Consider the following 13,868-nt stretch of genomic DNA (forward strand, 5'->3'; position numbering starts at 1 on the left):
AACCCTTTCCGGTGGCAAAGTTGGTCGAGTCGGTGGGGAGCCGGCGGGAGGCGGGGGAGTCCACCGCACCACTACGTCTGCGAGCTGCCATGACCGCGACCTCTGCCACCGCCACCGCCACCGCTGTCCGCGCCCGCACGGGCGGCCCCAAGGACGACGGACCCAGGATCCTGGAGCACGTCGCGGGCTGGACCTTCGTCGTGGTGCTGGCCATGCTCGTCACTCAGCTGGGCCTGCTGTGAGCTGACCCCGGGCGGCGCCTCCGGCGGACGCCTGTGCGGTCGATGAGACTCGAACGAGCAGGTGGTGCCGGTCTGCCATACTGCGGATGTCCCGCCGGCAGCCGGAGACCAGGACCGAAATTGAATAGCAGTCAACAGCACGGCGTCGAGCGCCCACGGGCTCGCGGTACCGATCGCTCACTGGCGCGCCGCGCCGAACTCATCGTCATCGGACGGAAGTTGTTCGCCGACACGTCCTACGACGCGCTGTCGATGGACGACATCGCGCGACACGCGCATGTCGCCAAGGGGCTGATCTACTACTACTTCAAGTCCAAGCGCGGCTATTACCTCGCCATCATCGAGGACTCGGTCACCGAACTGGTCTCCCGGGCGGCGAGCGGCCTCGAACTCCCCCCGGCGCAACGGGTGCACCGCACCATCGACGGCTATCTGCGCTATGCCGAGCACAACCAGTCCGCGTACCGCACGATCATCAGTGGCGGTGTCGGCTTCGACGCCGAGGTGCACGCCATCCGGGACGGCGTACGCGAGGTCATCGTCGAGACCATCGCCGAAGGGGCGTACGGGCGGCGCAAGGTCGCCCCGCTGCCGAGGATGGCCCTGCTCGGCTGGCTCTGCGGCGTCGAGGGGGCGACCCTCGACTGGATCGGCCACCAGGACCAGGTGCTGCCGCGCGACACCATGCGCGAGCTGCTGGTGAAGATGCTGGGCGGCGCCATGCGTGCGGTCGAGGAGCTGGACCCCTCGTACGTGGCCCCGGCGCCCGCACGCCGGGACGCATGAGGGCCCCGGCGCCCGCCGCACGGACACATGAGGAAGGGGCGGGGGCCGCCGGACCCCCGCCCCGAGTGACTTACCAGTGGGGCTAGTTGATCGACTTGATCAGTTCGCCGTTCGTGGTGTCACCGCTCAGCTCCCAGAAGAACGTGCCTCCCAGGCCCTGGGCGTTCTTGTACGTCATCTTGGTCGCGATGGTCGCCGGGGTGTCGTAACTCCACCAGTTGGTACCGCACTTGGCGTACGCCGTGCCCGCGACCGTGCCGGTGGCAGGGCACTTCGTCTTGAGCACCTTGTAGTCCTCGATGCCCGCCTCGTACGTACCCGCCGCCGCGCCGGTCGCCGTGCCGCCCGGTGTCGACTGGGTGACGCCGGTCCAGCCGCGCCCGTAGAAGCCGATGCCAAGGAGCAGCTTCGAGGCCGGGATACCGAGGCCCTTGAGCTTCGCGATCGTCGCGTCGGTGTAGTAGTTGGCCGTCGGTATGCCGGTGTACGAGGTCAGCGGCGAGTGCGGGGCTGTCGGTCCTGTGGTGGCCCAGGCGCCGAAGAAGTCGTACGTCATCGGGTTGTACCAGTCGACGTACTGTGCGGCGCCCGCGTAGTTCGCCGCGTCGATCTTGCCGCCGGTGGTGGCGTCGGCCGTGATCGCCGAGGTGACGAGGTTGCTCGTGCCGAACTTCGCGCGCAGCGCCGCCAACAGGTTCTTGTACGACTCCCTGCCACTGGTGTCACAGGTGTTGCCGCAGGAGTTGGGGTACTCCCAGTCGATGTCGATGCCGTCGAAGACGTCGGCCCACTTGGAGTTCTCGACCAGGTCGTAGCAGGACTGGGCGAACGCGGCCGGGTTCGCGGCGGCCGCACCGAATCCGCCCGACCAGGTCCAACCACCGAAGGACCAGAGGACCTTGAGGTTCGGGTGCAGCTTCTTCAGCTCACGGAGCTGGTTGAAGTTGCCGCGCAGCGTCTGGTCCCAGGTGTCGGCGACGCCGTCCACGGACTCCGCCGCGGTGTACGTCCGGTCGGTCGCGGCGTAGGCGTCACCCATCGCGCACTTGCCGTCGACGACGTTGCCGAAGGAGTAGTTGATGTGGGTGAGCTTGGCCGCCGAGCCGGAGGTCTCGATGTTCTTGACGTAGTACTTCCGGTCGTAGGTGCCCCATTCGGTGAAGTACCCGACGACCTTGGAACCGGCCGCGGCGGCGGTGGCGGTGCCGGCCTGGGCGTCGACCGCGGCGGGGGCGGACTCGGTGGTGGCGGTCGCGGTACCCGCGCCTGCCAGGAGCCCCGCGCCGAGAATGGCGCAACAGGCGGCGGACAGGAGCGCGCGGAAGGGCGCGCGGGGGAGATGCGGTCTGCGCATCGATGTCTCCTCGTGGGGGAGGGGAGCGTGGGGGCGTGGTGCTGGGACCTGCTGAGCACTGTCACACGTACATGTCTGTTTGGCATGAACGCGGTGACGTTGGAGGAACCCTAGGAGGACTAGACCAGTTCGGTCAATGGTTCGGACCAATTTCCCTTTCTTTTAGTAAGCGGTCGTTAACTGGTGACTCGATGCCTCCGATCGGGCATGCTTACAGCGCCACCGCCGCTGATCAGCCGGTTCCGTAACCCGGGACGGCAGCATCGGCTGAGGCCAGTGAGACCCGGCGGGAGTCACCCCACCCAAGGTGAGCGCCCGCCAGTGCCCAACAGGGAGGAGAGCGTCGCCATGCCCGACCGCGCCCCGCAGCCGGTGGACCGTCAACTGCCCACGGACGAGGCCCGGGAGCTGATCTCGCTCGTCCGCGACATCGCGCAGCGCGAGATCGTCCCGCAGGCGGCCGAACAGGAGGACGCAGGGCACTTCCCGCGCGATGTCTTCCGCCTGCTGTCCGAGTCGGGACTCCTCGGACTGCCGTACGACTCCGAGTACGGCGGCGGCGACCAGCCGTACGAGGTCTACCTCCAGGCCCTCGAAGAGCTCGCCGCGGCCCGCCTCACCATCGGCCTCGGCGTCAGCGTGCACTCCCTCGCCTGCCACGCCCTCGCGAACTACGGCACCAAGGAACAGCAGGCCGAGCACCTGCCCGCGATGCTCACCGGCGGCCTCCTCGGCGCGTACTGCCTCTCCGAACCGTCCTCGGGATCGGACGCCGCGTCACTCCGGACGAAGGCCGTGCGCGACGGTGACCACTGGGTGATCACGGGCACCAAGGCCTGGATCACCCACGGCGGAATCGCCGACTTCTACACCGTGCTCGCGCGCAGCGGCGGCGAGGGTGCCCGCGGCATCACGGCCTTCCTGGTGCCGGGCGATGCCGAGGGGCTGAGCGCCGCGGCGCCCGAGAAGAAGATGGGCATGAAGGGCTCGCCCACCGCGCAGGTCCACTTCGACGGCGTAAGGGTGTCCGACGACCGGCGGATCGGCGAGGAGGGCCAGGGCTTCGCGATCGCCCTGTCCGCGCTCGACTCCGGGCGGCTCGGCATCGCGGCCTGTGCGATCGGCGTGGCCCAGGCGGCCCTTGACGAGGCCCTGGCCTACGCCACCGGCCGGCAGCAGTTCGGGCGGCCGATCTCGGACTTCCAGGGGCTGCGCTTCATGCTCGCGGACATGGCGACGCAGATCGAGGCCGGCCGGGCGCTCTACCTCGCCGCCGCACGCCTGCGCGACGCGGGCCGGCCGTTCTCCAAGCAAGCGGCCATGGCCAAACTGCTGTGCACGGACATCGCGATGAAGGTCACCACGGACGCCGTCCAGGTCCTCGGCGGGTACGGCTACACCGCCGACTTCCCCGTCGAGCGCTATATGCGCGAGGCCAAGGTCCTCCAGATCGTCGAGGGCACCAATCAGATTCAGCGGATGGTCATCGCCCGTCACCTCGCGGGTCCCGAGTCGCGCTGAGCTGCCCGTGGCCGTACATCGCCGAGGGCGACGCCAGTCGTACCCACTCCGGGTCGTGGCGCCCCGGCAGTGTGCGGCCACGATCGGCCCAGGTGCGGATGAGGGCGCGGTAGATGGGGGGATCCGGGAGCGGCGGCGTCTGCTGAACCGGCCGCGGAACCGATTCTGCGGTCGCTTGTGCGACGGGCCTGCGCCGACGTCCGGTCGCTGAATATGTGGGGGTCATACCGGGGCAACGCGTGGGCGGCGGGCAGGTCACCGGCCCTTGGAATCGCCCGTGAGTTCGCGACGGGCCCACGTGAGGGCTTCGTCCGGGTCCCGATATCTGGCCCATGACGTTCATCTGACGTACCGTCAACTGCGCCGCCGGGGGCCGTACCCCTCCGGGCGACGTCAACTGCCGTGCGCCCAGGGAGGCTTGCCGTGCCCGACGACCGCCCCGTTGCCCTCGACGAGTACCCGGTACACCAGGTGCCCCTGTCCATGAGGCATGTCGCGACCGGCGACCGGAACGCCTACGACCGCTGTATCTTCCACGTCTTCGACCACCAGGGGCAGGCGCTCCTGATCGTGGGGCTCGGGGTGTATCCGAACGTCGGGGTGATCGACGCGTACGCCACTCTGCGGGACGGCAACCGCCTGCACGCGGTACGGGCCTCGGACGCGCTCGGCGACGACCGGATGAAACTCGCCGTGGGACCGCTGCGGATCACGGTCGAGGAGCCGTTGCGCCGGCTTCGGCTTCAGCTGGAGGGTGATGGGCTGCGGGGCTCCTCGGCGGGCTCCGGCTCCCTTGTGGGTTCTTCGCCTGGCTCATCGGCCGACGCGGCGCCGGACCCTTCGCCTGGCTCCGCGCCGGTCTCGTCGCCGGTCTCCGTGCCGGGCAATTCGCCGGGTTCCTTGTCGTACGACATCACCTGGACCGCCGACTTCCCGGCCCTCTGGGAGCCGCACCACGTACAGCGCCGCGGCGGCCGGCTCTCGCTGGAAGGGTGCCGCTTCGTGCAGGCGGGCAGCGTCGAGGGGATGATCCGCGTCGGCGGTAAGGAGATACCCGTCCGGGCGGGCGAATGGACCGGCACCCGCGACCGCAGCTGGGGTGTCCGGCCCCTCCCGGGCGAGGAGGGCGGGCGCCTGGCCGAGGAGAACCCGACCGAGGGGTTCCACTGGGTCTGGTGCCCGGTCCGCTTCGAGGACCGGTTCCTGATGGTCGTCATCCAGGAGGACGCGGACGGGCACCGCACCCTCAACGACGCGACACTCGTACGAGACGGGCACCGCGACCTCCAACTGGGTTGGCCCCAGGCCGACATCACCTACCGACCCGGTACCCGCCACCCCACGTCCGCCGTCGTCCACCTCACACATCCGGCGGACCGCAAGCCGATGGAACTGGGAGTCGAGGTACTCACCTCCTCCCCGCTGGCCGTCGGCGCCGGTTACCCGCCCGCCGACGACTGGCAGCATGGCACCTGGCGCGGCCGTGGCTGGACCGACCGCCGCGTCTACGACCTTTCCGACCCGGCGGCTCATCCCCTGGCCGCGTACGGGGTGATCGACCACGCCGCCCGCTTCACGTTGAACGGGCGGAGCGGGTACGGGATCTTCGAGCACGGCTCCTTCGGCCGCCACGATCCCAGCGGCTTCACCGGATTCGACTCGGTCGCGAGCTGAAGGGAGCGGTGAGATGGCCACGGCACCCCGCCCACGTACGACGACACGTGACCTCCAGGAACTGACCGGCAAGCTGACCGGCTGGCTCGCCGCCCGCCTCCCCGGCGCCAGGGCGGTGAACGTATCCGTCCCCGAGTCCAACGGCCTTTCCAGCGAAACCCTGCTCTTCGACATCGAGCACCCCGAACCGCCCTTGCCCGCCTGCGCGTTGAGGCTGGCGGCGGACCCGGCGGCGTACACGGTCTTCCCCGTCTACGACATGCCCCGGCAGTACCGCACGATGCACCTGGTCGCCGAGCACACCGATCTGCCGGTGCCGCGCGTGCTGTGGCTGGAGGAGGACCCGGGGCCGCTCGGGGCGCCGTTCTTCGTCATGGAACGGGTCGCGGGACGCGTGCCGCCGGACGTCATGCCCTATACGTACGAAGGGAATTGGCTGCACGCGGCGAGCGATGAGGAGCGCGAGCGCCTCGAGGCGGCCTCGATCGGACTTCTGGCGCGGCTGCACGACCAAGTCCCGTTGAAGGAGGCGGAGTTCCTGTCTTCGAGGTCCGCGAGGTCCTCGAAGTCCTCGCGGTCCTCGAAATTCTTGAAGCCCTCGAAGGGTGACCGCAGCCCACTGCACCGGCACGTCGAGGCCCAACGCGGTTACTACGCATGGGTGGTTGAGGGGCTGTCACGCTCGCCCCTCATCGAGAGCGCCTTCGACCGACTCGATGACCTCTGGCCGCGGGACGAGGGTGAGACGGTGCTCAACTGGGGCGACGCGCGCATCGGGAACGTCATCTACGACGGTTTCGAACCCGCCGCCGTCCTCGACTGGGAGATGGCGGCACTGGCTCCGCGCGAGGTCGACCTCGGCTGGGCCGTCTATCTGCACCGCTTCTTCCAGGACCTCACCGTGAGTTTCGGCCAGGCGGGACTGCCCGACTTCCTGCGCCGCGACCGGGTGGAGCGGCGCTATGCCGAACTCACCGGCCACACACCGCGGGACATGGACTTCTACACGCTGTACGCCGCCCTGCGCCACGCGATCGTGATGCTGCGCATCGCCTACCGCCAGGCGCACTTCGGCGAGGTCACCGTCCCCCGGGATCCGGACACACTGATCCTGCACCATGACAGCCTGCGAGCCATGGTGCAGGGCAGCTACTGGAGTTGACCGGGCGTCAGTCGCGCAGCGTGCGAGACGGTCAGGCGGCCAGGCCCCGCATCTCGGGGACCCGCATCGGGCGCGAGCTGGGGCCGCCGACGTGCGAGAACGGCTGGGTCCGCCAGTCGAGTCCCTGAGGGAGCGTCAACAGCAGGGCCGTGTGCTGCTCCTGAGGTTCCGTGGTCTCGTCCGCGGGCTGTGCGTCGTCCGCGGCCCGGCCCGTGCCGGTGCAGACCGTGAGCCCGAACGGGTTCCACGGCGAGGCGCACAGCGCGTGCTCGGGCAGGATTTCCTCGTCCGCCAGGAGCGCGATGGGCTGCGCGCAGTCCGGGCAGATCACCCGGTACATCTCGAAGGTGTCGTACGCGTCGAACTCCTCACCGTCCAGGGCGTCTGATTCGACGCCCTCCGGCTCAGGGTCGACGACCGGCTGCTGCCGCTTGGGTGCGGTACGACCAGGGCGCTTAAGACTCTGCATGGGCTTCTCCCCCTTGGGTGGGCCGACAAGGCGCTGCGACCTCGACCACAGCAAGCACTTCCCGCCCCGTCTCTGCGGTAATCACGAGAACATCACGGACCCGGTTCCGACTATGTGGCGTTCGTCACATGCCGCCCGCAGGTGCCCGGCCCGGTGTGTTTGTTCCCAGGCCGACTTACCAGTCGCACTCTGCCACATCACAAACCGGGTATGACCTGCGCCGCTCAGGTATCCGAGGGGATCAAGGGCCCTGTAGGTTCTGCGCCATGGAGGAGCTGGACCGACAGATCGTGCAGCTGCTCGTCGCGGACGGGCGGATGAGCTACACCGACTTGGGCAAGGCCACGGGCCTGTCCACGTCTGCCGTGCACCAGCGGGTGCGCCGACTGGAGCAACGCGGTGTCATCCGCGGCTATGCGGCGGTCGTGGACCCGGAGTCCGTCGGGTTGCCCCTGACCGCCTTCATCTCGGTCAAACCGTTCGACCCCAGCGCCCCCGACGACATCGCGGAACGCCTCGCCGGCGTCCCCGAGATCGAGGCCTGCCACAGCGTCGCGGGCGACGAGAACTACATCCTCAAGGTACGGGTCTCGACCCCGCACGAACTGGAGGAGCTCCTCGCCAGGCTGCGCAGCCTGGCGGGAGTGTCGACACGGACGACGGTGGTGCTGTCGACGCCGTACGAGGCGCGGCCGCCCCGGATCTGAACCGCCCCCGGCGCGGGGCGGGTGTCGACAGGGGCGAGACTGTTCCCCATGAGTGAGAGCACCGCCTCGTCGGACACCGTGCTGCTGCGCGGTGGAGAAGTCCACAGTCCCGCCGATCCCTTCGCCACCGCGATGGTCGTCGAACGCGGGCAGGTCGCCTGGGTCGGCTCGGAAGGTGCGGCCGACGCCTTCGCGGACGGGGTCGACGAGATCGTGGACCTCGAAGGCGCCCTGGTCACCCCGGCGTTCACCGACGCACACGTGCACACCACCGCCACCGGCCTCGCACTCGCCGGCCTGGACCTGTCCGACGCCCCTTCCCTGGACGCGGCGCTCGCACTCGTACGGGACTTCGCCGCCGCCCGGCCCGCCGACCGGGTCCTCCTCGGACACGGCTGGGACGCGGCCCGTTGGCCCGGCGGGCGCCCTCCGACACGTACCGAACTCGACGAGGCGACCGGCGGACGCCCGCTGTACCTCTCCCGCATCGACGTGCACTCCGCCGTGGTCACCACCGCGCTCCTGAACCTCGTGCCGGGGGTCACCGAACGCACCGGGTATCAGGACGGTCCGCTGACCCGCGATGCTCACCACGCCGTCCGCGGGGCCGCCCTCGGCGCCATCACCGGGGAGCAGCGCGCACAGGCCCAGCGCGCCGCGCTCACCCACGCCGCCTCGCTCGGTATCGGCTCCGTCCACGAGTGCGCGGGCCCGGACATCTCCTCCGAGGACGACTTCACCGGGCTGCTGCGGCTCGCCGCCGAGGAGCCCGGCCCCCGGGTCGTGGGCTACTGGGCCGAACAGGATGTCGACAAGGCGCGGGCCCTGGGCGCGGCCGGCGCCGCCGGTGACCTCTTCGTGGACGGCTCTCTCGGCTCGTACACCGCCTGTCTGCACCAGCCGTACGCCGACGCCGACCACAGCGGCACCGCCTACCTCGACGCGGCAGCCGTCGCCGCCCATGTCGTCGCGTGCACCGAGGCGGGCCTTCAGGCGGGCTTCCACGCCATTGGGGACGCCGCAGTGGCGTCCGTGGTCGAAGGTGTGCGTTCTGCCGCCGAGAAGGTCGGCCTCGCCCGCGTGCGCGGCGCCCGGCACCGCGTCGAGCACGCCGAGATGCTCACTCCGGAGACCATCGCGGGTTTCGCCGAACTCGGGCTCACCGCCTCCGTGCAGCCGGCCTTCGACGCGCTGTGGGGCGGCGAGGACGGCATGTACACCCAGCGCCTGGGCGCCGAGCGAGCCCGCACGCTCAACCCGTTCGCGGCCCTGCTGCGCACCGGCGTGCCGCTCGCCTTCGGCTCCGACAGCCCGGTCACGCCGCTCGACCCCTGGGGCACCCTCCGCGCCGCGGCCTTCCACCGCACGCCCGAGCACCGGGTGTCGGTTCGCGCCGCGTTCACGGCGCATACGCGCGGCGGCTGGCGGGCCGTCGGACGGGACGACGCGGGTGTCCTGGTGCCGGGCGCGCCCGCGGACTACGCCGTGTGGCGCACCGAGGACCTCGTCGTGCAGGCCCCCGACGACCGGGTCGCGCGCTGGTCCACCGACCCTCGCTCCGGCACCCCCGGGCTGCCGGATCTGACCCCCGGCAACGACCTGCCCGTCTGCCTGCGCACCGTGGTGGGCGGTCGGACGGTATTCGTACGGCCTAACGAGTGATGTCCCGGGGTGGCGCGGCTCGGATCACCGCCCGCCGCCCCGTCGCGCGACCTGCGCATCCTCCGCACTGACCAGGCGTTTGAGGGAAAAAGCGCAGGTCAAACGGCTGTTGACAGTTGGCCGCAGGTGGCGGGTAGGTTCGGCCGGGTCCACCACCGGACGTCCGACCGGGGAACCTCCGCGCGGCCTCGAAGCGCCGCTGGGTCAGGGGCGGTGTGCCGCACCGGCGCACCACCACTGGGAGCCAGGCCCAGCACCCACGCAGCGAGAGGCGAAGGAAACGTTCCGACAAGTCGGCAGGTGCGACCCGGGTGGGGCCCGGACGTTCAGTAGACAACGGCTTTTGGTCGACCCGCAGCCAGCGGGTCCCTGGTCGGCCCGAAGGGCGCCGGGCCCCGATCCGCAGCACGCGTGCTGCGCCAGGCGGGTTTTCGTCCCACCCGCCTCCTGGCGAATCGACACCCCCGTACTACCGCCACGGCGTGGCAGTGCAGGTTGCGGCCACTATGGTGGACCTCTGCGTACGTACTCGAAGGGGCAGCAGTGAACGACGGCGACGGGACCCTGGCCGCGGAAGCCCAGGGGAGACAGTTCGGCCCGCTCGGTACGGCCTTGGTGATCATTCCGACCTACAACGAGGCCGAGAACATCAAGAAGATCGTCGGCCGGGTGCGCAACGCCGTGCCCGAGGCGCACGTTCTGGTGGCGGACGACAACAGCCCCGACGGCACGGGCAAACTCGCCGACGAGCTGGCCGTCGAGGACGAGCAGGTCCAGGTGCTGCACCGCAAGGGCAAGGAAGGCCTCGGCGCCGCCTATCTCGCGGGCTTCCGCTGGGGCATGGAGCACGGCTACGGCGTACTGGTGGAGATGGACGCCGACGGCTCCCACCAGCCCGAGGAGCTGCCCCGCCTGCTGACCGCCCTCAAGGGCGCCGACCTCGTGCTCGGCTCGCGCTGGGTGCCGGGCGGGCGGGTCGTGAACTGGCCCAAGTCCCGCGAGTTCATCTCGCGCGGCGGCAGCCTGTACTCCCGCGTCCTGCTCGACGTACCGATCCGCGACGTCACCGGTGGCTACCGGGCCTTCCGCCGCGAGACCCTCGAAGGCCTCGGCCTCACGGAGGTCGCCTCCCAGGGGTACTGCTTCCAGGTCGACCTGGCCCGGCGTGCCGTCAAGGCCGGCTATCACGTCGTCGAGGTCCCGATCACCTTCGTGGAGCGGGAGCTCGGGGACTCCAAGATGAGCAAGGACATCCTGGTGGAGGCCCTGTGGCGGGTCACCACGTGGGGCGTGGGGGAGCGGGTCGGGCGGATCACGGGGCGCAAGTCCCTCTGACGGCGATTCGATCGGAGTACGGCTTCTTGTGCCGCCCCAGCTTTCACATCGACAGGCGTACGGCCTTTCACATCGACAGGCGTACGGCTTCTCGTGTCCGCCCCGGCTTTCACAGGTTCCGTCCTCGGTCCACAGGTGCTGTTGATCGTCCGCTTATCCCGTACTGAGCCGCCTCCAGGCACACTGGGAACATGACGACTGGCGCTCCGACTCCCACGTACCCCGCCCACCCGCGGCGCTCGCGGCTGCGCACCTTCCTGCCCCTCGGCCTCGCCGTGTGGCTGGTGCTGGAGATCTGGCTGCTGACCGTGGTCGCGGGGGCGGCGAGCGGCTTCACGGTCCTGCTGCTGCTGGTCGCGGCCTTCATCCTCGGCTCCGTGATCATCAAGCGGGCCGGGCGCCGTGCCTTCCGCAACCTCAGCGAGACGCTGCAACAGCAGCAGAGCGGGGTGGCTCCCGCGAGCGGGACCGGCAGGAGCGACGGCAACGGCCTGATGATGCTCGGCGGCCTCCTCCTGATGATCCCCGGCCTGATCTCCGACGCCGTCGGTCTCCTCCTCCTGATCCCGCCGGTCCAGAAGGCCCTCAGCCGCTACGCCGAGCGGACGATCGAGCGCAAGATCGCGGCGGCTCCTCCCGGCACGCTGGGCGATGCCTTCCAGCAGGCGCGGATGCGCCAACCCGACGGCAAGGTCGTCCAGGGCGAGGTCATCAGGGACGACGCGGGTCGGCAGGACCAGGGCCCGCGCCCGCCGCTGAACGGCTGAGTGGCTCGCCCTGGGGCTGCGCGCCCCGGGGCCCGCACGCTCCGGGCGTCCGAGCCCGCACGCTCCGGGCGTCAGGGCCCGCATCCTCCGGCCGTCCCCGAAACGCACAAAGCCACGGACCCCGTACCCATCAGGTACGGCGCCCGCGGCTGCGTGCGTTCGTGGTATGCCGCCCAACCCCGGAGGGGGTTACGCGGACTTGCGGCTGTCCCGCGGATGTACCGCGATGTTCATCGCGCCGGAGCGCAGAACCGCCAGACGCTCCTCAAGGACCTCTTCGAGTTCCTCTCGGGTGCGTCGCTCCATCAGCATGTCCCAATGTGTACGCGCGGGCTTGGCCTTCTTTTCCTCAGGGCCGTCGCCGTCCACGAGGAGTGCCTGGGCCCCGCAGACCTTGCACTCCCACTCGGACGGGATCTCCGCCTCGACCGAGAAGGGCATCTCAAAGCGATGTCCCTTCTCGCATGCGTACTCCACGGCCTGGCGCGGGGCCAGGTCGATGCCGCGGTCCGTCTCGTAGCTTGTCACCACGAGGCGCGTGCCGCGAAGAGCTCGCTCACTCATGAATCGTGCCTCCCGGGCTTGTCGCCCACAGGACAGGTTTTGTCGCTGTCGTCGTCATCCGGTCAACGTCCGGTCGGCGGTAAAGATTCCCGTTCCGGGCCATGCGTCGCCGTCGTAGCCGCCCCTTGTTGTACCCACCTGCGCCCGCTTTGTCACATCTGAGAGCAGATGTAACCCGGCGTTTCAGTATCTTGACGCGCAGTAACGGTACGCCTGGCAGGCCAAACGCGTACACTACCGGCCTTTGGCCTCTGGCGCTAAATCCTCTCGGGTACGGGATTCCCCGCGTCGCGTATCGCCTGCCGCACCGGCACCCTCGCGAGCAGCACGAACCCGATGACGAAGAAGGCCACCAGCGAGATGATCGCGTCCCGATAACTTCCCGTCAGCTGGTAGGTGAGCCCGAACAGAAGGGGGCCCAGCCAGCTCATGCCGCGGTCGCTCATCTCGTAGGCGGAGAAGTACTCGGCCTCCTTGCCGCTCGGCACGAGGTGCGAGAACAGGGAGCGCGAAAGCGCCTGGCTGCCGCCCAGGACGAGCCCGATGCCGGCGGCCAGGACGAAGAACCAGACGGGCGCGCCGGCGGGCAGGAAGTACCCGGCGCCGAGCGTCACGGTCCAGGCGACGAGCGAGCCGAGGATCGTACGTTTCGCGCCGTACCTGCGGGCCAGACGGCCCATGCCCAGGGCGCCCCCGACCGCCAGCACCTGCACCAGCAGAATGGCGACGATCAGCGTCGACTGACCGAGACCCAGCTCCTCCGATCCGTAGATCGAGGCCTGTGAGATGACCGTCTGGATGCCGTCGTTGTAGATGAGGTAGGCGAGCAGGAAGGAGAGGGTGAGCGGTTTGCCGCGCATGTCGCGCACGGTGGCCGCCAGTTGCCGCCATCCGTGCGTGGACGTTGTCCCGGCAGGGGCCGTACGGCGGTCGCGCAGGCGCTTGAGCGGTACGAGGGTGAAGGCGCCCCACCAGACACCCGCCGAGGCGAGACAGACGCGCACCGCCGTCGACTCCGAGAGGCCGAAACTGTCGTGGGCCGTGAACAGGATCAGGTTCGCGACCAGGACGAGTGAGCCCGCCCCGTAGCCGAAGGCCCAGCCCCGGGAGGAGACCGCGTCGCGTTCCTCGGGCGGGGCGATCTGTGGCAGGTAGGAGTTGTAGAGGACCATCGACACGGCCAGCGAGGCGTTGGCGATGATCAGCAACAGGCCGCCCAGCAGATAGCGGTCGCCGTCCAGGAAGAACATGCCCGTGGTGGCCGCGGCACCCACATAGGCGGCGGCCGCGAGCAGCGGCTTCTTGCGGCCCGTGCGGTCGGCGGCCGCGCCCGCCATCGGCATCACGAAGATCGACAGGATGACGGATGCCGAGACCGCGTACGCGAAGAAGGAACCGGCACGGATCGGTATCCCCAGGGGATGCACGAAACCGTCCACGTCCGCCGCCGCCTCGGCGACCGACGTCAGATAGGGGCCGAGGAACACGGTGAGCACGCTCGTCGAGTAGACGGAGCACGCCCAGTCGTACATGTACCAGCCGTGTTGCTCGCGCCGCCGCTCGGCGGCCTCGTCGGCCGCCTCCGCCCGCACGGTGTCAGTGCCCACCCGCGCCCCTCGCTTCTC

At 69.8% G+C, this 13,868-nt stretch carries 14 protein-coding genes; 9 read left to right on the forward strand and 5 right to left on the reverse strand.

The window, feature by feature from the left end:
- Nucleotides 1-89 precede the first annotated feature (89 nt).
- Complete coding sequence (locus AB0N66_RS23970) at nt 90-242, forward strand: SCO1431 family membrane protein (RefSeq protein ID WP_365438557.1); 153 nt, start codon at nt 90-92, stop codon at nt 240-242.
- Nucleotides 243-362: 120 nt separating this feature from the next.
- Nucleotides 363-1,028, forward strand: coding sequence for a TetR/AcrR family transcriptional regulator (locus AB0N66_RS23975; RefSeq protein WP_365438559.1), 666 nt, complete (start codon nt 363-365; stop codon nt 1,026-1,028).
- 82 nt (nt 1,029-1,110) lie between these two features.
- Here AB0N66_RS23975 and AB0N66_RS23980 read toward each other — a convergent pair whose 3' ends face one another.
- A complete protein-coding gene (locus tag AB0N66_RS23980) occupies nt 1,111-2,382 on the reverse strand; it encodes a glycoside hydrolase family 18 protein (RefSeq protein ID WP_365438561.1) in 1,272 nt (423 codons plus the stop codon).
- A 348-nt stretch (nt 2,383-2,730) separates the two neighbouring features.
- Between AB0N66_RS23980 and AB0N66_RS23985 the strand changes: the two genes are divergently transcribed.
- Nucleotides 2,731-3,903 (forward strand): acyl-CoA dehydrogenase family protein, encoded by a 1,173-nt coding sequence (locus AB0N66_RS23985; protein ID WP_365438563.1) that lies wholly within the window; start codon nt 2,731-2,733, stop codon nt 3,901-3,903.
- Here AB0N66_RS23985 and AB0N66_RS23990 read toward each other — a convergent pair.
- On the reverse strand, nt 3,866-4,129 hold the full coding sequence (locus AB0N66_RS23990) for a hypothetical protein (protein WP_365438565.1): 264 nt from the start codon (nt 4,127-4,129) through the stop codon (nt 3,866-3,868). The two genes, AB0N66_RS23985 and AB0N66_RS23990, sit on opposite strands and share 38 nt — an antisense overlap.
- Nucleotides 4,130-4,326: 197 nt before the next feature.
- On the opposite strand from AB0N66_RS23990, the gene AB0N66_RS23995 reads away from it, so the two are divergent.
- Both AB0N66_RS23995 and AB0N66_RS24000 read left to right on the forward strand, forming a co-directional pair.
- Nucleotides 4,327-5,577, forward strand: coding sequence for a hypothetical protein (locus tag AB0N66_RS23995; RefSeq protein WP_365438567.1), 1,251 nt, complete (start codon nt 4,327-4,329; stop codon nt 5,575-5,577).
- A gap of 13 nt (nt 5,578-5,590) precedes the next feature.
- Nucleotides 5,591-6,739: a phosphotransferase family protein gene (locus AB0N66_RS24000; RefSeq protein WP_365438569.1), complete on the forward strand. Its 1,149-nt coding sequence runs from the start codon at nt 5,591-5,593 to the stop codon at nt 6,737-6,739.
- A 31-nt stretch (nt 6,740-6,770) separates the two neighbouring features.
- Here AB0N66_RS24000 and AB0N66_RS24005 read toward each other — a convergent pair whose 3' ends face one another.
- Nucleotides 6,771-7,208 carry a hypothetical protein gene (locus tag AB0N66_RS24005; RefSeq protein ID WP_365438571.1) on the reverse strand — a complete coding sequence of 146 codons (438 nt, stop codon included), beginning with the start codon at nt 7,206-7,208 and terminating at the stop codon, nt 6,771-6,773.
- 266 nt (nt 7,209-7,474) lie between these two features.
- Here AB0N66_RS24005 and AB0N66_RS24010 point away from each other — a divergent pair, with 266 nt between their 5' ends.
- The 4 genes from AB0N66_RS24010 to fxsA all read left to right on the forward strand — a co-directional run bounded on the left by AB0N66_RS24010 (nt 7,475) and on the right by fxsA (nt 11,679).
- Nucleotides 7,475-7,915, forward strand: coding sequence for an Lrp/AsnC family transcriptional regulator (locus AB0N66_RS24010; protein WP_081223282.1), 441 nt, complete (start codon nt 7,475-7,477; stop codon nt 7,913-7,915).
- A gap of 48 nt (nt 7,916-7,963) precedes the next feature.
- Complete coding sequence (locus AB0N66_RS24015; RefSeq protein WP_365438573.1) at nt 7,964-9,577, forward strand: amidohydrolase; 1,614 nt, start codon at nt 7,964-7,966, stop codon at nt 9,575-9,577.
- 543 nt (nt 9,578-10,120) lie between these two features.
- The gene (locus AB0N66_RS24020; protein ID WP_365438575.1) at nt 10,121-10,912 is read left to right on the forward strand and encodes a polyprenol monophosphomannose synthase; all 792 of its coding nucleotides are present in this window, start codon (nt 10,121-10,123) and stop codon (nt 10,910-10,912) included.
- A gap of 191 nt (nt 10,913-11,103) precedes the next feature.
- Nucleotides 11,104-11,679 (forward strand): FxsA family membrane protein, encoded by a 576-nt coding sequence (gene fxsA, locus AB0N66_RS24025; RefSeq protein ID WP_365438577.1) that lies wholly within the window; start codon nt 11,104-11,106, stop codon nt 11,677-11,679.
- A gap of 189 nt (nt 11,680-11,868) precedes the next feature.
- On the opposite strand, the gene AB0N66_RS24030 is transcribed toward fxsA, so the two are convergent.
- Both AB0N66_RS24030 and AB0N66_RS24035 read right to left on the reverse strand, forming a co-directional pair.
- Nucleotides 11,869-12,243, reverse strand: a complete 375-nt coding sequence (locus AB0N66_RS24030; protein WP_164314920.1) for an RNA polymerase-binding protein RbpA — start codon at nt 12,241-12,243, stop codon at nt 11,869-11,871.
- Nucleotides 12,244-12,500: 257 nt separating this feature from the next.
- Entirely contained in the window at nt 12,501-13,850 is a 1,350-nt protein-coding gene (locus AB0N66_RS24035) for an MFS transporter (RefSeq protein WP_365438579.1), read from the reverse strand.
- Nucleotides 13,851-13,868 lie beyond the last annotated feature (18 nt).

The sequence above is a fragment of the Streptomyces sp. NPDC093544 genome, from assembly GCF_040683495.1.
Lineage (GTDB): Bacteria > Actinomycetota > Actinomycetes > Streptomycetales > Streptomycetaceae > Streptomyces.